Genomic DNA, 19,434 nt, shown 5'->3' with positions numbered 1-19,434 from the left:
AGGGTCCGGCGGAAGCAAGCAGTGTGCCATTCTGCCAGACGGCGCTCCCGGGACCGGAAACAGGCCTAGAAAGAGGTCACTCCGAGCGCCCCGAGCAGGATGGTGAGCGCCGGGAGGAAGTTGTTCACCTGGTGCGCGACGATGCTGCCCGGCAGGCGGCCGGTGACCAGCCGCGCCAGGCCGATCGGCACCGCGATGACCAGCAGCAACGTCGTCCGCAGCGGCTCCAGGTGGCTGGCCGCGAACACCGCCGTGGACAGCAGGAACGCCGCGACGCGGCCCCAGCGCTCGCTGCGCCACTGCAACTGCTCCGCGGCTCCCCAGAGGAGGCCGCGGTAGATGATCTCTTCGCAGATCGGGCCGAGCAGCCAGAGGTAGACGAACATCACCAAGGCCGCCGACACCGACATCGTGCGGTCCTCGACCAGCGCGCTGATCGCCGACGTCGCGTGGGCGTTGCCGACCAGCTGCGTCCAGAGGTAGGCGCCGAGGGTGGTGAAGACGAGCCCCACGCAGCCGTACCGGAAGCCGGTCTTGACGTCGGCCCAGCGCCACTCGAGCCGCAGGTCGGCCACCGGCCCGTTGCCGCGCACGTAGGTGACCAGCACGGCGACCCCGGCCGCGATCATCGTCGGCAGCATCGTGCCGAGCAGCACGACGCGCATCGGCAGCGGGCCGGGATCGGTGTCGCCGACGAGCACGGACACGAAGGCCGCGGACGCCAGCAGGGTCGCCTCGACGAGCAGGAACGCCCCGAAGCCCCATCGGTGGCGCGGCGGGGACGGGAGGAAGGCGGTCGCGGCGGGCTCCTCCGGTTCGGGGAACGGCGTCGCGTCGGGAGCCGGGTCCCGAGGCTGGGAAGTGGTCACGCCTTGCCCTCCGCGTCGCTCGGCTCCTGCCTCGAGCCTAGCCGCCGGGATGTGATCTCACAGTATCCGTCCCGCTACTGTCCATCAATCTGCGCAACGTCCAATGCGTCCACTGCGCATGTCTAGTGCGCGACGAACAGCAGGACCGCGGGCGGCAGGTTGTTGGCCGCGTGGGCGATCACGCCCGCGCTGACCCGGCCGGACAGGTGGCGGGCCAGTCCCATCGCGATGCCCTGGCCGAACAGGGCGATCGTGCGGGTCGGCTCGCCGTGCAGCTGGGCGAACACCAGCGACGTGAGCAGGAGCACCACCCACGGCGGGATCCGGTGGAACGACAGCGCGTTCCACAGCGTGCCGCGGACCAGCAGTTCCTCGGTGATCGGCGCGCCGGCGATGACGATCACCGCGGCGAGCACCAGCCACACCGTGTCGCCGTCGAAGGTGTCGGCGAGGTCGGTCAGCGGGCTGTCCGAGACGTCGTCGGCGCCGTAGACCGCGATCAGCACCAGGTTGAGCAGGTAGCCGACGACCAGCGCGAGCACCCCGCACGCGAGGCCGATCCGGACGTCGCGCCAGGTCGGCTTGAGGCCGAAGTCGGCACGCAGCCCTTCGCCCCAGCGCCACGACGCCGCCGCCGGGCCGAGGCCGAGCAGCAGGTTGGGCACGAACGCCAGGATCAGGAGCGGGCCGATGTCGCGCAGCTCCAGGGGGTCGAACTCGCCGACGTTGCGGTTGACCGCGGCGGCGATGATCAGGTTGGCCAGGTAGTAGCCGGCGATCCCCGCGAAGAACGCCACGAAACACCAGTGCGCGCCCAGCACGCGCCGTGCACCGTCGTCGTCCGTCACGGGCCCCACGCTAAAGTGCCGACCCCGCAAGGAAATCAGCGGGGGTCACGCGTACACGACACCGCCGAGCACGATGTGCGAGGGATGCCGGAGGACATCCAGGTCCGCGCGCGGGTCGCTCGGGTAGACGAGCAGGTCGGCGGGCGCGCCGTCGGCGATACCGGGGTGGCCCAGCCAGTCTCGGGCCGCCCAGGACGCGCTCGCGAGGGCCTGCTCCCGGGTCATGCCGGCGCGGTGGAGCGCCTCGATCTCGTCGACGAGCCTGCCGTGTTCGACCAGGCCACCGGCGTCGCTGCCCGCGTAGACGCGTACGCCCGCCTCGATGGCGGAAGCGACCATCTCGCCGACGCCGGCGTGCAGCGCCCGCATGTGGTCCGCGTACACCGGGTACTTGCCCGCTTTGTCGGCGATGCCCGGGAAGTTCTCGATGTTGATCAGCGTGGGCACGAGCGCGATGTCGTGGCGCGCCAGCTCGGCCAGCTGGCCGGCGCTCAGGCCGGTGCCGTGTTCCAGGCAGTCGATGCCGGACGCGATCAGCCCGGGCATCGCGGCTTCGCCGAACACGTGCGCGGTGACGCGGGCGCCGTGGTCGTGCGCGACCTTGACGGCTTCGGTCAGGACGTCGTCCGGCCACAGCGGCGCGAGGTCGCCCACCCCGCGATCGATCCAGTCTCCGACGAGCTTGACCCAGCCGTCGCCGTCGCGGGTCTGCTCGGCGACGGCGTCCGGCAGCTGCGCCGGGTCCTCCAGCTCAAGGCCGAGACCGGGGATGTAGCGCTTGGCCAGGGCGAGGTGCCGCCCGGAGCGGATGATCGCCGGCGGGTCGGCCCGCCGCTGCAGCGGCCGGACGTCGATCGGCAGGCCGCAGTCGCGGATCAGCAGGGTGCCCGCGTCACGGTCGGCCACGGCTTGCGCGGCCGCTTCCTCCAGCGAGACGGGGCCGCCGACGCCGATGCCGGGGTGACAGTGCGCGTCGACCAGGCCGGGCACGAGGAAGACGTCCCGGCCGAGCGTCTCGGCGCCAGGCACCGGCTCGAACGAGATCCGGCCGCCGGTGATCCACAGTTCCCCCGGCTCGCCGCCGGGCAGGATCACCCCGGCGGCGTGGAGCGCGGTGCTCAATTGTCCTTGGGGTTCTTCGGCAGCTTGAACTTCGTCGGGTCGAAGCCCGGGACTTCGTTCATGCCGCCGAGCTGCGACAGGTCGGGCATCCCGCCGGGCAGCTGCCCGCCGGGAGGCAGCATCGGCATGCCGCCCGGGCTGAAACCTCCAGGGAGTGCGCCGCGGACCTTGGGCTGCGTCGGGCCGCGCCCGCCCTTCTTGCCCTTCTTGCCCTTGCGGGACTTCGAGCCGCCCCCGCCGCCGAAGCCGAACCGGCCCGCCATCTGAGCCATCATCTTGCGGGCTTCGAAGAACCGGTTGACCAGGTCGTTAACCTCGCGGACGGTGACGCCGGAGCCGTTGGCGATGCGCAGCCGGCGCGAACCGTTGATCATCTTCGGGTCCGCGCGCTCGGCAGGCGTCATGCCGCGGATGATCGCCTGCAGCCGGTCCAGGTGCTTGTCGTCGACCTGGGCCAGCTGGTCCTTCATCTGGCCCGCGCCAGGGAGCATGCCGAGCAGGTTGCCGATCGGGCCCATCTTGCGGACCGCCAGCATCTGCTCGAGGAAGTCCTCCAGGGTGAGCTGGCCGCTCGACAGCTTCTCCGCGGCCTTCTCTGCCTGCTGCTGGTCGAAGGCCTGCTCGGCGTGCTCGATCAGGGTGAGCACGTCACCCATGCCGAGGATCCGTGACGCCATCCGGTCCGGGTGGAAGGTGTCGAAGTCCTCGAGCTTCTCGCCGTTGGAGGCGAACAGGATCGGCTGGCCGGTGACCTCGCGGACGCTCAGCGCGGCACCACCGCGGGCGTCGCCGTCGAGCTTGGTCAGCACGACGCCGGTGAAGCCGACGCCGTCGCGGAACGCCTCGGCCGTCGTCACGGCGTCCTGGCCGATCATCGCGTCGACGACGAACAGGACCTCGTCCGGCTCGACCGCGTCGCGGATGTCGGCGGCCTGCTTCATCAGCTCTTCGTCGACACCCAGGCGGCCCGCGGTGTCGACCACGACGACGTCGTGCTGCGCGTGCTTGGCCTCGGCGATGGCGCGGCGGGCGACGTCGACCGGGTCGCCGACGCCGTTGCCGGGCTGTGCTGATGCACCGGTCGCTGTCGCGCCCGGATGTGGAGCGAAGACTGTGACCCCGGCTCGCTCGCCGACGACCTGCAGCTGCGTGACGGCGTTCGGGCGCTGGAGGTCGCAGGCGACCAGCATCGGCGCGTGGCCCTGCTTCTTCAGCCACAGCGCGAGCTTGCCGGCGAGCGTCGTCTTACCGGCACCTTGCAGACCGGCGAGCATGATCACGGTCGGCGGCGTCTTGGCCAGGCTGAGCCGGCGCGTCTCGCCGCCGAGGATGCCGACGAGCTCCTCGTTGACGATCTTGATGACCTGCTGCGCGGGGTTGAGCGCCTGCGAGACCTCGGCGCCCTTCGCCCGTTCCTTGATCCTCGCGATGAAGGTCTTGACCACGCCGAGGGCCACGTCGGCCTCCAGCAGCGCGATGCGGATCTCGCGCGCGGTGGCGTCGATGTCGGCGTCGGACAGCTTGCCCTTGCGCGTGAGCGTCTGCAGGGCGGCGGTGAGCCGATCGGAGAGGGTGTCGAACACGGGTGTGCACGCTCCAGCTGGGTCGATGGTGGCGCGCCGGACTCGGCCGGCTTTGTCAAGGGTAGTCGCTCCGGGTCCCCCGCCTCGCGGGTATGCAAAAGTCGCGCACGCGATTAGTACACATAGGTGTACTACTAAGCGCGCGATCCACCGGGTAAAGCCTGGTCAAAATTCGAAAATCAGTGGTCAGACCCGCGAGATTCGGTAAACATGCGTGTATGACTTCCGCGACCAAACCCCGGCCGTCGCTCGCCGAACCGGCCACCGACGCCGACGAGCCGGTCCCGCTGCGGCGGATCGCCGGCCTGTTCCGCCCGCACCGCGGGCCCATGACCGCGCTGTTCGCGCTGATCGTCCTGCAGGCCGGCCTCGGCGTCGTCTCGCCGTTCCTGCTGCGCGAGATCCTCGACGACGCCCTGCCCCACCGGAACACGCTGCTGATCAGCCTGCTGGCCGCCGGGATGATCGTCTGCGCGGCCGGCAGCGGTTCCCTCGGCGTCGCCACGACCGGGTTGTCCAACACCATCGGGCAGCGGGTCATGAACGAGCTGCGCGTCTCGGTCTACGGCCACCTGCAGCGGATGTCGCTCGGCTTCTTCACGCGGACGAAGAGCGGCGAAGTGCTCTCGCGGGTCTTCAACGACATCGGCGGCGTCGACAACGTGATCACCACGACCGCCGGGTCGGTGGTGCAGAACGCGACCACGACGATCGCCATCACGGTGGCGCTGGTCCTGCTCGACTGGCAGCTCGCGGCGCTCTCGCTGGTCGCCGTCCCGCTGTTCCTGCTGTTCACGCTGCGGCTGGGCAAGAAGCGGCGGAACCTGGCCCGCGGCCGGACCCGGCGGATGGCCCGGCTGACGACGATGGTCGAGGAGTCCCTGTCGGTCACCGGCGTCCTGCTCGCCAAGACGATGGGCAACGAACGCGCGATGCGCGAACGCTTCGGCGCGGAGTCACGGGAGATCGCGTCGCTGGAACGGGCCGCCGCGCTGGCCGGGCGGTGGCAGACCGCGTCGCGGGCGATGAGCCTCACCGTGATCCCGGCGCTGGTCTACTGGATCGCCGGGCTGGCGCTCGCGGGCGGCGCGTCGCCGATCTCGCTCGGCACCGTGGTGGCCTTCACCAGCATGCTGAACCGGCTGGTCGCGCCGGCCACCGCGATGCAGACGATCGGGCAGAACGTGGCGACGTCGAAGGCGCTGTTCGGCCGCATCTTCGAAGTGCTCGACCTGCCGGTGGAGATCGCGGACAAGCCGGGAGCGCGAGTGCTGGAGGTGCGCCGCGGCGACGTCTCGATGCGAGGCGTCTCCTTCCGCTACGACGAAGACGGGCCGCTGACGCTTCGCGAGATCGACCTCGACGTGCCCGCCGGGACCACGACGGCCCTCGTCGGCTCGACCGGCTCGGGCAAGACGACGCTCGCGTATCTGGTGGCGCGGCTGTACGAAGCGAGCGAAGGGTCGGTGAAGATCGACGGCGTCGACGTCCGGGACGTCACCCTCGCCTCGCTCGCCGCCGGCGTCGGGATGGTGTCGCAGGAGACGTACCTCTTCCACGACACCGTCCGGGAGAACCTGCGCTTCGCGAAGCCGGACGCGACCGACGAGGAGATCGAGGCCGCCGCGAAGGCCGCGCACATCCACGACACCCTCGCCGGGCTGCCCGAGGGCTACGACACCGTCGTCGGCCAGCGGGGTTACCGGTTCTCCGGCGGCGAGAAGCAGCGGATGGCGATCGCGCGGATCCTGCTGCGCAACCCGCCGGTGCTCATCCTCGACGAAGCGACCAGCGCGCTCGACACGCGCACGGAACGTTCGGTGCAGGCCGAGCTCGACCGGCTCGCCGCGGGCCGCACGACCCTGACGATCGCGCACCGGCTGTCCACTGTGGAGCACGCGGACCAGATCGTGGTGCTGCACGAGGGCCGGATCGCCGAGCGCGGGACGCACGAGGAGCTGCTGGCGCGCGACGGGCGTTATGCCCGGCTGGTCAGCGGAACCGCCTACGGTGCCGATCATTACTAATCCGACCACAGCCACGGCCGAATGGCTTCGTAGCAACGGTTACGTGCTGTGTGGGGGGTCGGCCTACTTTTGGCCGGATCAGTAATCTGGGGGCCATGCACTCCGAACCCGACGTCGCCGCACCGGTCAGCGCGGACCCCGAGCTGGCGGACCTGGCCCGGCGGGTGCGCGAAGGCGTCGGGCGGGTGAGCTGGCGGATGCGGGCCGAGGCCGGCCAGGGCAGCCCCGGCCCGGCGGTGCTCGCGGTGCTGAGCCGGCTCTACCGGGCGGGCACGCAGACGCCGACCGAGCTGGCCACGGCGGAACGGCTGCAGCCGCAGTCCCTGACGCGGATCCTGGCGTCGCTCACCGGGCGCGGGCTGGTCACGCGCACGCCCGACCCCGGCGACGGCCGCCGCTCCCGGGTCAGCATCACCCCCGAAGGCCTGGCAGTGCTGCGCGAATACAGCGTGCAGCGCGAGCGCTGGCTGGCGGGTTCGCTGGAGTCGGCGCTCTCGCCGACCGAGCGGCAGCTGCTCAGGCTGGCCGCCGACCTGCTGCTCCGGGTCGCGGACGCCTGAGTCCGGGCCGCCGATGTCATGAACGAGTCGTTCACCTCGTCCGGCGACAGGAACGAGTCGTTCATGACGTCCGGACGCCTGAAGGCTGCCGCGGAGACCCCTCGATCCCTCCGCGGCAGCCTTCAAGACGCCCCTTCCGCACCGCCTCCCCGCGATGCGGCGCGGGTTCCGGAACGGGCCGCTCCTCCGCCGGCCCGCCCCGGAACCCTGGTGCCAGGACGGCTCACCTCCCCAGGGGCCGTCCGGACTTCCCCCCTCACCAGCGGTCCGGTACCCGCTGGCAGAACGAAGTCTGCCGCGCCACACCCCTGGCCAGCAGTGGGAGAACCCTCAATTACCCGTGGGTAGTAATACTCAGCCGGACGTCTTCGTCCGCCCACGGCTGCGCGTCGCAGCCCGCTTCGCCGTCGTACGCGCCTTCGCCGCCCTCGACGCGGCGGCCTTGGCCTTGGCGACGGACGCGTTGCGCGCGTCTTCGGCTTCGGCGGCGCTCTCCTGCAACGCCGCCAGCAGCCGCGTGACGCCTTCGGCCTGCTCGGCGGCCGTCGGCTGGACGACCTCTTCCCCGTCGATCTTCGCCTGGACCAGCGCTTCGAACGCTTCGCGGTACCGGTCCGGGTAGCGGCCGGGGTCGAACTCGCCGGTCAGCTCCTCGACGAGCTGCACCGCCCGCCGCAGCTCGCCCGGCCGGATGTCGACGTCGGCGTGCCGGAACGGGAAGTCCGGCGTGCGCACCTCGTCCGGCCACAGCATCGTCTCCAGCACGAGCACCTGGTCGCGCACGCGCAACGCGCCCAGCGTCTCGCGGCGGCGCAGTGCGACGGCGACCAGCGCGATCCGCCCCGACTGCTGGAGTGCCTCGCTGAAGAGCACGTACGGCTTCGTGCCCGGCGGTTCGGGTTCGAGGTAGTAGCTCTTCGCGAACCAGATCGGGTCGACGTCGGCGAGCGGCGCGAACCCGCGGATGGCGATCGTGCGGCCCGGCATCGGGAGCGACGCCAGCTCGTGGTCGGACAGCAGGACGACGTCGCCGCCGGGGACGGGGTAGCCGCGGACCATCTCCGCGGGCGGCACCTCGGCGCCGTCGACCTCGCACACGCGCTTGACCCGGACGCGGCCGCCGTCGGTTTCGTGCACCTGGCGCAGCGGGAGCTCCCGCTCCTCGGTCGCGCTGTACGCCTTCACCGGAATGGCGTAACCACCGAACCCGATCGTGCCCGTCCACACCGCGCGCATCCGTGCCACCTCCGCAGTTCCAGGCTAGACAGCAGCCCCGGCGGACCGACAGCTACAAACGGGTGTCAGGCGCGACGGATTCGCTCACACATTCGAACGACGGGGTGACCTCGTCGAGCGCCTCCGCCGAACAGCGGGAGGCGATGGCCGCCGCGCGGAGCACCTCCTTGACCACCTGGACGTCCAGCGCCGGGGCGGCGGCGAGCGCGTCCGAACCGCCTTCGATACGGGCGACGAGGCCGGCGAGCGCGTGGGAGATGGCTTCCTGGCCGGCCACGAGCTGGGCGACGACGTCGGTGAGCTCGGCGGTCGTGGCGCCCGGGCCACCGCAGCGCAGGCCGGCGGCGAGCTCCTCGGCGCAGGTCCGCAGGTGGGTGGCGACAACCGTCGGCGGCAGCGTCAGCCGATCGTGCATCACTCACCCCTCAGGCCGGTCGGAGCAGCCATAGTGCCACCGCACGCGCCGTGACCGGACACGACACACCGCCGCTCACATATTTGACCGATCGTTCTCGATAACGCTAGGGTTTCGGTCATGTCCCGGGTCAAGGAGTTCGACGTCGGCGAAGCCTGCGACGGCGCCCTCACGCTCTTCCGGCGCCAGGGGTACGAGGCGACATCGGTCAGCGACCTCGTCACGCACCTCGGGATCGCCAAGGCCAGCCTGTATGCCACCTTCGGCACGAAGCACGACCTCTACGTGACAGCGTTGAAGCGCTACGCGGAGCGAGCCGACGCGCGGGTGGTGGCCCAGCTGTCGGAGCCGGGGTCCGGCGTGGCCGCGGTGCGCCGGCTCTTCGACGGGTACGTGGCGGAAATCCTCGGCGACGAAACGAGGATGGGCTGCTTCGTCGTCAACGCGGCGATCGAACTGCTCCCCCACGACCCCGAGGTCGCCCGGCTGGTGGAACGCAGCTGGGACACTCTCGAAATCGCCCTCACCATGGCGTTGGAACGCGCCAAGGCCGAGGGCGAGCTCCCCGGCGGGAGCGACCCGGCGACGCTGGCGCGGTTCCTGCTCACCGTGCTCCAAGGGCTGCGCGTCCTGGGCAAGGGCGCCGACGCGGCGAGCCGGGTGCACGCGGCCGTCTCGCAGGCCATGCGCGTCCTTATTCAAGAATGATCGGACCAGAAAGAAGGTCACCCATGGGGGCAAGGTTCACCGGCAAGGTCGTCCTGGTGACGGGCGGCGGCTCGGGCATCGGCCGGGCGACGGCGGCGGCGTTCGCGGCCGAAGGCGCGACCGTGGTCGTCGCCGGACGAGACGAGCAGCGGCTCGCGTCGGCGGTGGCGACGCGAGCGCGGTGACCGTCGACGTGACCGGCTCCGGCGACGTCGCCCGGATGGTGGAGACGGTCGTCGCGCGGCACGGCGGACTGCACGTCGCGTTCAACAACGCGGGCATCCTCGGCGAACCCGCGCCGGTCGCCGACCTGGCCGAGGACGTCTTCGACGCCGTCGTCGGGACGAACCTCACCGGCACCTGGCTGTGCCTGAAGCACGAGATCGCGCACATGCGGGCTCACGGCGGCGGCGCGATCGTCAACATGGCGTCGAACATCGGCGCGCACGGCAGGCTCCCGCGCCTGGCGGCCTACGCGGCGTCGAAGGCGGCGGTGAGCGCCCTGACCAGGGCGGCGGCGCGCGACCACATCGCCGAGGGCGTCCGCATCAACGCCGTCAGCCCGGGCGCCACCGACACGGACATGTCGCGCCGGCCCGGCGAGACGGACGCGGACCGGGCCGCCCGGCTCAAGGACGCGATCCCGCTGGGCCGGGTGGGCGCCACCGCCGAAGTCGCCGCCGCCGTGCTGTGGCTCGCTTCGGACGAAGCGGCTTTCACCGTGGGGCACGACCTGGTGGTCGACGGCGGCGCGACCGCCTGAGCGACCCCCACCCGGTCCGGTTTTCGGCGGATCACCAGCCGATCTTCGCGGTTTCAGGAATCACGGTTGCGCATGGCGGCCCCCTTTCTCGATCCGGCGCCGTTTTGATGTCCTCGGCCCCGGCGGTCGACTATTCTTCTGGTCGACCTTCGGGATATGTCCGGGCATCCATGCGGGGGCGCAGTGCGGTGAGTATGGGCAACGGTTCCGCGGCCGGCCAATCCGGCCGGCGGCTCCCTGCTCGGTTCAGGCCGCGCGAGTGGGCGCTTTGGCGCCGGCGCCGCTCCCTGATCGCCTACTGCTTCCTCGTCGAGACCATTGCGGCGGCCGCCACGGTGGCGACGTCGATCACCACGCCGCCGTCATGGCACGACGCCGGGCTCCTCGGCTTGCTCGTGGCGCTGGGCATCGCGCAGGCCGAGCTGGGCCGCGAGGTCGAGCGGATGCGCCGGCGCGTCCACGGTCCCCCGTACATCAACATGACGTCGGTGTGGACGTTCGCCGGCGTCCTGCTGCTGCCCCCGGCGCTCGTCGCCGTGCTCGTCGCCGTCCTCTACGCGCACCTGGCCGCCCGCAGCTGGTACCGGCTGCGTCAGGTTCCGCCGTTCCGCACGATCCTCAACGCGACCCTGGTCGTCCTCACCTGCTATTCGGCGGCCTTCGTGCTCGCGCGGCTCGGCGTCGGCGACATGGCGACCGCGCTGACGTCGGGCGGACGTGGCGTCGCGGCCGTCGCGCTCGCCGCGCTGACGTACTTCGTCGTCGCGGCGATCACGATCATCCCGGCGCTGACGATCACGACACGCTCGGTCAAAGAGCTCTTCGGCGGTCTCGGCGACAACCTCCTCGAAGCCGCGACGCTCTGCCTGGGCATGCTCACGGCGCTGGCGCTGGCGACGCTGCCCGCGCTCGCCGTCGCGATCCTGCCGCCGCTGCTGGTGCTGCACCGCGCGGTGCTGATCAAGCAGCTGGAGATCGCCGCGACGACCGACGAGAAGACCGGCCTGTTCAACACGACCGGGTGGCATCTGCTCGCTTCGCGCGAACTGGCGAGGGCGCAGCGCGCCACGCGGAGCACGTTCGGCGTGCTGATGATCGACCTGGACCACTTCAAGCTGATCAACGACGAGCACGGTCACCTGGCGGGCGACGAGGTGCTGCGCGCGGTCGCGGCGGCGATCAAGAGCGCGGTCCGCGACTACGACTCGGTCGGGCGCTTCGGCGGCGAGGAGTTCGTGGTCCTGCTCCCCGACATCGGCCCGGCGGCGGTGCTGGCGGTGGCCGAGCGCATCCGGTCGGCGATCGAGGTGCTGAAGGTGGAGTACTCCGACGGCCGCGAGGTCCGCGTCATCGAGGGTCTCTCGGCTTCGATCGGGGTGGCGACCTACCCCGACGGCGGCACGGCCGTCGACCGGCTGCTGCAGGCCGCCGACCGGGCCCTGTACCGGGCCAAGGACGCGGGCCGCAACCAGGTGGTCGACGGCACCGCGACCGCCTGATCCTCCCGGAAACTTCGCCCTGACCAGGCAACTTGTCAAATTTGCTCGGCCGAGCTAAATTTTGCTCATGCGAGCAAGAACGTTCACCGAGTCCGGCCGGCGAGCCCAGATCGTGCGGGCGGCGATCGAAGTGATCGCCGAAGCCGGCTACCTCAAGGCGTCGTTCAGCCGGATCGCGAAGCACGCCGGCCTGTCGAGCACCGGGATGATCAGCTACCACTTCGCTGGCAAGGACGACCTCGTCGCCGCCTGCGTCACCGAGATCGAAGAGGTCACCGGGGCGTTCATGCAGCCGCGCATCGACGCCGCCGCCGGCCACGTCGCGCAGCTGCGCGCCTACGTCGAAGCGAACGTCGAACTCGTCGGCGAGCACTCGGCCGAGGTCCGGGCCCTGATCGACCTCGTGAAGAACGCGGGCTCGCAGAGCGCTGCGGTCAACGGGCGGCTCGCGCTGTTCGAAGAGCACTTCCGCACCGGGCAGGCCGCCGGCGTCTTCGGCTCCTTCGACGCCCGGACCGCGGCACTCTCCTTCACCGCCGGTCTCGACGCCGTGGTCGCGACCGCGGCCGCCGCCGGGACCGGACCCACCGAGCTCGCACGCCTCGGCCGCGAGCTCGCCGACCTGTACGTGCGGGCGACCGCACCCGAAGCCACCGGGGGATCGAAATGATGACCGAAGCGAAGACCGAACCCGACGCCGGCCTGCGCCGGCTCGTCCGCGCCAACGTGCTGGCCGTCGTGTTCGAGGTGGTCGTGCCGATGGCGTTGTTCTACGGCCTGCGCGCCGCGGGCGTGAGCCAGTGGTGGGCGCTGATGGCCGGCGTCCTGGTGGCCGCGCCGTACGTGCTGTGGACCATCGTCCGCAACCGCAGGATCGACCTCGTCGCGCTCGTCACGCTGAGCGTCCTGGTGCTGTCGGTCGTGCTCGGCCTGCTCTCGGACGACCCGCGCACGCTGGTGATCCGCGAAGGGTGGACCGCGGCGCTGGGCGGTGTGTTCGGCGCGTGGATGCTGGTCTCGGTGTTCGTCGGCCACCCGGCGCAGCTGACGCTGGGCCGCACGATCGCCGAGGTCAAGCGCGGTGCCGACGGGGCGGCCGCGTGGGCGGGCCGCTGGGAGAGCGACGCCCGGTTCCGGCGCGGCCTGCGGATCAACACGGCCGCCTGGGGCGCGGTGCTGCTGGCCGGCGCGGTGCTGCACATCGTGCTCGTCTACACACTGCCGATCGACCTCATCGCGCTGGTCACCAACGTGGCGTGGTTCGGCTCGCTGGCCGTGCTGATCGCCTGGCACGTCTGGTACATCCGCAAGGAGAACCTCGATGCCTGACGTCGTGGTCGCGGGGGCGGGCCCCACCGGCCTGCTGACCGCGTTCGAACTGGAACGCGCCGGGCTCGACGTGCTGGTCCTGGAGCGCGACGCGGAGCAGGCCACGCAGTCGAAGGCCCTCGCCCTGCAGCCCCGGTCGGTGGAGGTCCTGGCCGACCGCGGCCTGCTCCCGGCGATCGAGCCGTCCGTGCAGGCGAAGCTGCCCGCCGGGCACTTCTCGGGCCTCCCGATCGGCTACGCCGACCTGCCGACGCGCTTCCCGTACCAGCTCGGCGTGGAACAGGCGCACGTCGCGGCGGCGATCGAGGCGCGGCTGCGCACGCCGGTGGTGCGCGACGCCGCCGTCACCGCCGTCTCGCAGGACGACGAGGGCGTCACGGTCACCGCGGGCAGGCGGACGCACCGGGCCGGGTGGCTGGTCGCCGCCGACGGCGGGCACAGCACGGTCCGGACGCTGCTGGGCGCCGCGTTCCCCGGCACCTCGGCGCGGGTCTCGCTGGTCGTCGCCGACGTCACGCTTTCCGCCAAACCCGCCGGCGTGGCCGACGGCTGGCAGCTGCCGTCCCAGGGCTCGGGGTACCTCCTGCCGCTGTCCGGCGGCCGCTTCCGCACGGTCGTCTTCGGCGAGGAGCAGCAACGGCTGGGCCGCGACGAGCCGGTCACGGCCGGCGAAGTGCAGCGGGCCCTGACCGCCGCGCACGGACCGGGGATTCTCGTGGGAGAGGTGCTCTGGGCGTCGCGGTTCGGCGACGCCTCCCGGCAGCTGGAGCGCTACCGCCACGGCCGCGTGCTGTTCGCGGGCGACGCCGCGCACATCCACCTGCCGGTCGGCGGCCAGGGACTCAACCTCGGGCTGCAGGACGCGGTGAACCTCGGCTGGAAGCTGGCGGCGACGATCCGCGGCACCGCACCGGACGGCTTGCTCGACAGCTACCACGACGAACGCCACCCGATCGCGGCGCGCGTGCTGGTCAGCACCCGCGCGCAGGCGGTGCTCGGCGTGCCCGACCCGGACGCGGCGGCCGTCCGGGCGGTCTTCACCGAGCTGCTGGCCGTCCCCGAGGCCCGGCGCGCCGTCGCCATGGAGCTTTCGGGACTCGGGATCACCTACCCCGGCACCACCGGCCGCGCGACCGGCGTCCCGGCCGCTCCCGACGGCCGCGCGGTGCTGGTCGGCGCGACCGTGCCGGCGGGGTGGGCCGGACGGGTCGAGGGCCGGCTGGGGGCGGCACCTCGGCTCGTCCGGCCCGATGGCTACGTGGCCTGGCACGGCGGCCCCGGCCTGGAAGACGCGCTCCACCGCTGGTTCGGCCTGCCCGCCCCCGAAAAGCCGTGAATGGCACATTGAGAGACTTAGAGTCCCTCAATGTGCCATTCACGGCTTTGGGTCAGGAAGCCGCGGCCAGGACCGCCTGCTCCACCTCGCGGCGCCAGCCCGGCTCGATGCGGCCGCTGCGCGGGGTCACCGCGAACGAGTCCACCACCGCACCGCCCAGTGTCGAGACCTTGGCCCAGCGGACCTCCGCGTCGCAGCGGCGCAACGCCCCCGCCACCCGGAACAGCAGGCCGATGCGGTCGGCGGCGCGCAGTTCGAGGACCACCGTTTCGGGGCCGGTCGTCTCGTCGTCGAACCAGAGGATCTTCGGGGCGACCGGGGCCGCGGCCGGCGAGCTGTAGTCACGTTCCTTCGCCGCCAGGCGCTGGGTGAGCGGGAGGGTGCCCGCGACCGCGCGGGCGAACTGCTCGCGCAGCAGCGTCGCGTCCGGCAGCGAGCCGAACTTCGGTGACGCCGTGAACACCCCCGCGCGGCCGCCGTCGTGGCCGCGCAGGACCGCCGAGTGCACCTCCATCGAGTTCAGCGCCAGCACGCCGGCCGCGGGAGCCAGCAGCTCCGCGCGGGCCGGGACGGCCAGCAGGACCGTGACGACCTTGCCGTGCGAGCTGATCCGGATCTCGCCGTTGCCCGACGCCACGGCCTGGGCGACGAGCTCGCGCTGTTCGTCGTCCATCGGCTCCGGCGCGGTGAACCCCTTGCCGCGCAAGACTTCTTCGCAGCCGGAGGCGAGCTCGGCGAGCAGCCGGGCCTTCCAGTCCGTCCAGACGCCGGGGCCGGTGGCCAGCGAGTCGGCCTGCGTCAGCGCGTGCAGCAGCTCGACCAGGACGATGTCGCTGTCCAGGGTCTTCACCACCCGCGCCACCGTGGCCGGTTCGCTGATGTCGCGCCGCGTCGCGGTGTGCGGCAGCAGCAGGTGGTGGCGGACCATCGCCGACACCGTCGCGGCGTCGGCCGGGCTCAGGCCCAGCCGGGTCGCGACCTGCGCGGAGATCTTGGCGCCCAGCTCCGAGTGGTCGGCGTCGCGGCCCTTGCCGATGTCGTGCAGCAGCGCGCCGATCAGCAGCAGGTCCGGCCGCGGCACCGTGGTGGTCAGCTTGGCGGCCTCGACGCAGGTGCGCACGAGGTGCCGGTCGACCGTCCACTGGTGCACCGGCGAGCGCGGCGGCAGGTCGCGGACCGCGCCCCACTCGGGGAACAGCCGCGCCCACAGCCCGGTCCGGTCGAGCGACTCGACCGCGTCGACCAGGCCCTCGCCCGCGCCCAGCAGCTCCACGAGGGCGTTCAACGCCTCCGCCGGCCACGGCGCGCGCAGCTCAGGCGCCGATTCCGCCAGTGCCTTGAGCGTGCCGAGCGCGATCGGCTTGCCGGTCCGCGCCGACGCCGCGGCGACCCGCAGCAGCAACGCCGGATCCTTCGCCGGGACGGCGTCGCGGGCCAGCGCGACCTCGTTGCCGTGCAGCACCACGTTTTCGGCGAGCGGCGTCCGGGCCGGGCGCCGCCCGAAGCGCGTCTTCGGCGGATCCACAGTGGACCGGAGCGCGACGTCGAGCGCGTAGGCGATCGTGCGGCCCGCCCCGGAAAGCTTGCGGGCCAAGGTGAACCGGTCGCCGAAGCCCAGTTCGGCGGCGACCAGCTCGGCCTCCGGCGCGGACAGGACGTCCCGTTCACGCCGGATTTCGCGCCGCAGCTCGGTGCGGACGTCGAGCAGGAGCTCCTTCGCTTCCAGGAGCTCCTCACCCGGACGCGCGGTGAGCTGCGCCGCGGCCAGCGCCTCCAGGACGGCGAAGTCCCGCAGCCCGCCCCGGCCGTGCTTGAGGTCCGGTTCGGCGGACTGCGCGATCTCCCCGCTGCGGGCCCAGCGCTGCCGGACCGACGCCGTCATGTCCGGGATCAGCTTGCGCCCGGTACGGCGCCACTGGTCGCGCGCCGCCGCGACCAGGCGGCCGCTCAGCTCGGCGTCGCCGGCGAGGTGCCGGGCATCGAGCAGCCCCATGGCCACGCGAAGGTCCTCCGAAGCGACCTTCAGTGCTTCGCCGGGCGTGCGGACCGAATGGTCCAGCCCGACTTTCGCGTCCCACAAGGGATACCAGAGCGCGTCCGCGATCTCACCGACGCCGCTGTTGCCGTTGTGCACCAGCAGCAGGTCGAGATCGGAGAACGGCACCAGCTCCCGGCGGCCGAGCCCGCCCACGGCGACCAGCGCGACACCCGGTTCCGCGGTGTCGACGCCGGCCGCCGAGGCTCCCCTGCCCAGCCAGAACTCGTAGAGGTCGACCAGGGCCGCCCGCAGTGCGGACGCCCCCAGCCTCCCGTGCCTGCCCTCGAGCAATCGCTCGGTGGCCTTGTTCAGTTCGCCCCCGTCGGCCATCCCAGACGCCTATAGCGCGTCCGTGCCGCGCTCACCCGTCCGTACCCGGATGACGGTCTCCACCGGCGTCACCCAGATCTTGCCGTCACCGATCTTGCCGGTGTGCGCGGCCGTGGTGACGGCGTCGAGCACCTTCTCCACGTTGGTGTCGTCGGTGACGACCTCGATCTTCAGCTTGGCCACGAAGTCCACCGAGTACTCCGCACCGCGGTAGACCTCGGTGTGGCCCTTCTGCCTGCCGTAGCCCTGGACCTCGCTGACCGTCATGCCCAGCACGCCCAGCTGCTCCAGCGCGGCGCGGACATCGTCGAGCGTGAACGGCTTCACAATCGCCGTGATGAGCTTCATGCCTTGCTCTCCTCGAGTTTCGCGTTGCCGGTGGCGGACTTGACCGGGATCGTCGTCGGCTGGCCGATGCCGCCGCTGGACCCGGTGAAGTCATACGCGCTCTCCGCGTGCTGGGCCTCGTCGATGCCGCTGATCTCGTCCTCGGTGCTGACGCGGAAGCCGCCGGCCTTCTTGATCACGAAGCCGATGATGAAGGACAGCACGAACGAGTACGCGAGCACCGCACCGGCGGCCGCGGCCTGACGCCCCAGCTGGGTGAACCCGCCGCCGTAGAACAGGCCGTCGGCGCCGAGGGAGTTGACGCTGGTGGTGCCGAAGAAGCCGATCAGCAGGGTGCCGACGATGCCGCCGACCAGGTGGACGCCCACGACGTCGAGCGAGTCGTCGAAGCCGAACTTGAACTTGAGCGAGATGGCGAGCGCGCAGAGCACACCGGCGACGAGCCCGATCGCGATGGCCCCGAGCGGGCTCACGAAACCACACGCCGGGGTGATGGCGACCAGGCCGGCGACCGCGCCGGAAGCCGCGCCGAGGGTGGTCGGCTTGCCGAACTTGAGCTGCTCCACGATCAGCCAGCCCAGAACCGCTGCGGCAGTGGCGACGGTGGTGTTGGTGAACGCGACGGCGGCGAGGTCGTTGGCGGCCAGCGCCGAGCCGGCGTTGAAGCCGTACCAGCCGAACCACAGCAGGGACGCGCCGAGCAGCACGAACGGCACGTTGTGCGGGCGGCCGGTGTCCTTCGGCCAGCCCTTGCGCTTGCCGAGCACGATGGCGAGGGCGAGGCCCGCGGCACCGGCGTTGATGTGGACCGCGGTACCACCGGCGAAGTCGAGTGCCTTGAGGTTGTTGGCGATCCAGCCGCCGACGGCGTTCTCGCCGACGAAGCCGTTGAACGAGAACACCCAGTGCGCGACCGGGAAGTACACGACCGTCACCCAGACGACGACGAACAGCGTCCAGCCCCAGAACTTCGCGCGGTCGGCGATGGCGCCGGAGATCAGCGCGGGGGTGATGATCGCGAACATCAGCTGGAACATGACGAACGCGAGCACCGGCAGCGCGTCCGAACCGGGCCAGGCGACCGCCGGGCTCGAACTGGTGGCGGCGACCGCGAAGCCGGCGAGCTTCCCGAAGGTGTTCTCGAGGCCGGCGAAGTGGAAGTTACCGACGAAACCTCCGAAGGCGTCGTCGCCGAAGGACATCGAGAAGCCGTACAGGGCCCACAGCACCCCCACGACGGCCAGCGCGATGAAGTTCATCATCAGCATGTTCAAGACGCTCTTCGCGCGGACCATGCCGCCATAGAAGAACGCCAGTCCTGGGGTCATGAGCATGACCAGCGCGGCGCTGGCCAGTACCCATGCGGTGTCTCCTGCGTTCAGCACATCGTCCTCCCGTGCCCTGGGTTGGTGCGATGGCAGTTTTGGCTCGCGGTGTTTCACGGGGCGGCTCGCGAGGTTTCGCCCGCGTGAACTGTCCGCGCCCGGTTGTTACGGGCAGGTTTCCCAGGACCCGTGGTGGAGTGTCCGGTTGTGAAACGTCGTGGTCGAATATCCCCATGACACCGACTGACCCCGGGAATGACCCACTGCCACCCCGGGTCATCGACGCCCTGCGATGTTCGGTCTGCGGTGACCCGATCGGGCTAGCGGGGCGCACCCTGCGTTGCGCGAACAGCCACTCTTTCGATCTAGCGCGCCAGGGTTACGTGAACTTGTTGCACGCGCGAATCCCGGCCGGGACGGCGGACACCGCGCCGATGGTCGCGGCGCGCGCGGACTTCCTGGCGTCGGGTGCCTACGGGCCGCTGGCGGACGAGCTGGCCCGCGTGTGCGCGGAGGCCGACGGCCTGGTCATCGACGCGGGCGCGGGCACGGGGTACTACCTCGCGCGGGTGCTGGACGCGGCTCCGGCGCCCTACGGGCTCGCGCTGGACGTCTCGGCGGTGGCGTTGCGCCGCGCGGCCCGGGCGCACCCGCGGCTGGGCGCGGCGGTGTGGAACCTGTGGGAGCCGTGGCCGGTGGGCGACGGCGTGGCATCGGTCGTGCTGAACGTCTTCGCGCCGCGCAACGGGCCGGAGTTCCACCGCGTCCTGCGGCCCGGCGGCCTGCTGGTCGTGGCGGCCCCGGCCCCGGACCACCTCCGCGAGCTGGGCGACCTGGTGCTCGCCGTCGACGAGCGCAAGGACGAGCGGCTGGACGGCACTCTTGGCGAGTACTTCACGCGCACGGACCGCACGGAGGTCCGGCGCGCGGTGGAGCTGACGCCGCGGCAGGTGCGCCAGGCGGTCGAGATGGGCCCGGCCGCGTTCCACCTCGATCGCGGCGGCCGCCGGGAGCGCCTGGACGCGCTGCACGAGGCGCAGGTCGTCACGGTGTCGTTCACGGTGTCGGCCTACCGGCGCCGCTGAACTTTTCCCGCGG

The 19,434-nt window shown here is 71.7% G+C and carries 17 protein-coding genes and 1 pseudogene; 9 read left to right on the top strand and 9 right to left on the bottom strand.

The window, feature by feature from the left end:
* Positions 1 to 65: 65 nt before the first annotated feature.
* From A3CE_RS0133415 to ffh, 4 genes are all read right to left on the bottom strand, one after another.
* Entirely contained in the window at positions 66 to 869 is an 804-nt protein-coding gene (locus tag A3CE_RS0133415) for a CPBP family intramembrane glutamic endopeptidase (RefSeq protein WP_020644459.1), read from the bottom strand.
* Positions 870 to 991: 122 nt separating this feature from the next.
* Entirely contained in the window at positions 992 to 1,717 is a 726-nt protein-coding gene (locus A3CE_RS0133410; protein WP_020644458.1) for a CPBP family intramembrane glutamic endopeptidase, read from the bottom strand.
* 45 nt (positions 1,718 to 1,762) lie between these two features.
* On the bottom strand, positions 1,763 to 2,839 hold the full coding sequence (locus A3CE_RS0133405; RefSeq protein WP_020644457.1) for an amidohydrolase family protein: 1,077 nt from the start codon (positions 2,837 to 2,839) through the stop codon (positions 1,763 to 1,765).
* Positions 2,836 to 4,422, bottom strand: a complete 1,587-nt coding sequence (gene ffh / locus A3CE_RS0133400; protein ID WP_020644456.1) for a signal recognition particle protein — start codon at positions 4,420 to 4,422, stop codon at positions 2,836 to 2,838. Before ffh ends, A3CE_RS0133405 begins: the two co-directional genes overlap by 4 nt.
* 218 nt (positions 4,423 to 4,640) lie before the next feature.
* Between ffh and A3CE_RS0133395 the strand changes: the two genes are divergently transcribed.
* Together A3CE_RS0133395 and A3CE_RS0133390 are read left to right on the top strand one after the other, a co-directional pair.
* A complete protein-coding gene (locus A3CE_RS0133395) occupies positions 4,641 to 6,449 on the top strand; it encodes an ABC transporter ATP-binding protein (RefSeq protein WP_020644455.1) in 1,809 nt (602 codons plus the stop codon).
* A gap of 95 nt (positions 6,450 to 6,544) precedes the next feature.
* The gene (locus tag A3CE_RS0133390; protein WP_020644454.1) at positions 6,545 to 7,009 is read left to right on the top strand and encodes a MarR family winged helix-turn-helix transcriptional regulator; all 465 of its coding nucleotides are present in this window, start codon (positions 6,545 to 6,547) and stop codon (positions 7,007 to 7,009) included.
* A gap of 354 nt (positions 7,010 to 7,363) precedes the next feature.
* Here A3CE_RS0133390 and ku read toward each other — a convergent pair whose 3' ends face one another.
* Positions 7,364 to 8,245, bottom strand: a complete 882-nt coding sequence (gene ku / locus A3CE_RS0133385; protein WP_020644453.1) for a non-homologous end joining protein Ku — start codon at positions 8,243 to 8,245, stop codon at positions 7,364 to 7,366.
* A gap of 52 nt (positions 8,246 to 8,297) precedes the next feature.
* Entirely contained in the window at positions 8,298 to 8,660 is a 363-nt protein-coding gene (locus A3CE_RS0133380; RefSeq protein ID WP_020644452.1) for a hypothetical protein, read from the bottom strand.
* A 120-nt stretch (positions 8,661 to 8,780) separates the two neighbouring features.
* Here A3CE_RS0133380 and A3CE_RS0133375 point away from each other — a divergent pair, with 120 nt between their 5' ends.
* The 6 genes and pseudogenes from A3CE_RS0133375 (at position 8,781) to A3CE_RS0133350 (ending at position 14,295) form a co-directional block, all read left to right on the top strand.
* Positions 8,781 to 9,368, top strand: coding sequence for a TetR/AcrR family transcriptional regulator (locus A3CE_RS0133375; protein ID WP_020644451.1), 588 nt, complete (start codon positions 8,781 to 8,783; stop codon positions 9,366 to 9,368).
* A 23-nt stretch (positions 9,369 to 9,391) separates the two neighbouring features.
* Positions 9,392 to 10,131: pseudogene (locus tag A3CE_RS52010) on the top strand (SDR family oxidoreductase).
* A gap of 194 nt (positions 10,132 to 10,325) precedes the next feature.
* Positions 10,326 to 11,630, top strand: coding sequence for a GGDEF domain-containing protein (locus A3CE_RS0133365; RefSeq protein WP_020644448.1), 1,305 nt, complete (start codon positions 10,326 to 10,328; stop codon positions 11,628 to 11,630).
* A 67-nt stretch (positions 11,631 to 11,697) separates the two neighbouring features.
* Complete coding sequence (locus A3CE_RS0133360) at positions 11,698 to 12,300, top strand: TetR/AcrR family transcriptional regulator (protein ID WP_043791215.1); 603 nt, start codon at positions 11,698 to 11,700, stop codon at positions 12,298 to 12,300.
* Complete coding sequence (locus tag A3CE_RS0133355; RefSeq protein ID WP_026469117.1) at positions 12,297 to 12,959, top strand: VC0807 family protein; 663 nt, start codon at positions 12,297 to 12,299, stop codon at positions 12,957 to 12,959. Before A3CE_RS0133360 ends, A3CE_RS0133355 begins: the two co-directional genes overlap by 4 nt.
* The gene (locus tag A3CE_RS0133350) at positions 12,952 to 14,295 is read left to right on the top strand and encodes an FAD-dependent oxidoreductase (protein WP_020644445.1); all 1,344 of its coding nucleotides are present in this window, start codon (positions 12,952 to 12,954) and stop codon (positions 14,293 to 14,295) included. Before A3CE_RS0133355 ends, A3CE_RS0133350 begins: the two co-directional genes overlap by 8 nt.
* A gap of 52 nt (positions 14,296 to 14,347) precedes the next feature.
* Here the strand turns inward: A3CE_RS0133350 and A3CE_RS0133345 are convergent, their stop codons facing one another.
* Genes A3CE_RS0133345 through A3CE_RS0133335 form a run of 3 tightly spaced genes read right to left on the bottom strand, consistent with a single transcriptional unit; the run spans position 14,348 to position 18,396 of the window.
* Positions 14,348 to 16,663, bottom strand: a complete 2,316-nt coding sequence (locus A3CE_RS0133345) for a [protein-PII] uridylyltransferase (protein ID WP_020644444.1) — start codon at positions 16,661 to 16,663, stop codon at positions 14,348 to 14,350.
* A 9-nt stretch (positions 16,664 to 16,672) separates the two neighbouring features.
* Positions 16,673 to 17,011: a P-II family nitrogen regulator gene (locus A3CE_RS0133340; protein WP_020644443.1), complete on the bottom strand. Its 339-nt coding sequence runs from the start codon at positions 17,009 to 17,011 to the stop codon at positions 16,673 to 16,675.
* Positions 17,008 to 18,396 carry an ammonium transporter gene (locus A3CE_RS0133335; protein WP_020644442.1) on the bottom strand — a complete coding sequence of 463 codons (1,389 nt, stop codon included), beginning with the start codon at positions 18,394 to 18,396 and terminating at the stop codon, positions 17,008 to 17,010. The genes A3CE_RS0133340 and A3CE_RS0133335 overlap by 4 nt, the downstream gene beginning before the upstream one ends.
* A 173-nt stretch (positions 18,397 to 18,569) precedes the next feature.
* On the opposite strand from A3CE_RS0133335, the gene A3CE_RS0133330 reads away from it, so the two are divergent.
* Positions 18,570 to 19,421, top strand: coding sequence for a putative RNA methyltransferase (locus A3CE_RS0133330; protein ID WP_342668244.1), 852 nt, complete (start codon positions 18,570 to 18,572; stop codon positions 19,419 to 19,421).
* The last annotated feature ends 13 nt before the right edge of the window (positions 19,422 to 19,434 follow it).

The organism is Amycolatopsis balhimycina FH 1894 (assembly GCF_000384295.1).
In the GTDB taxonomy this organism is placed as follows: Bacteria; Actinomycetota; Actinomycetes; order Mycobacteriales; family Pseudonocardiaceae; genus Amycolatopsis; species Amycolatopsis balhimycina.
This window is presented reverse-complemented; position numbering and strand designations above follow the sequence as displayed.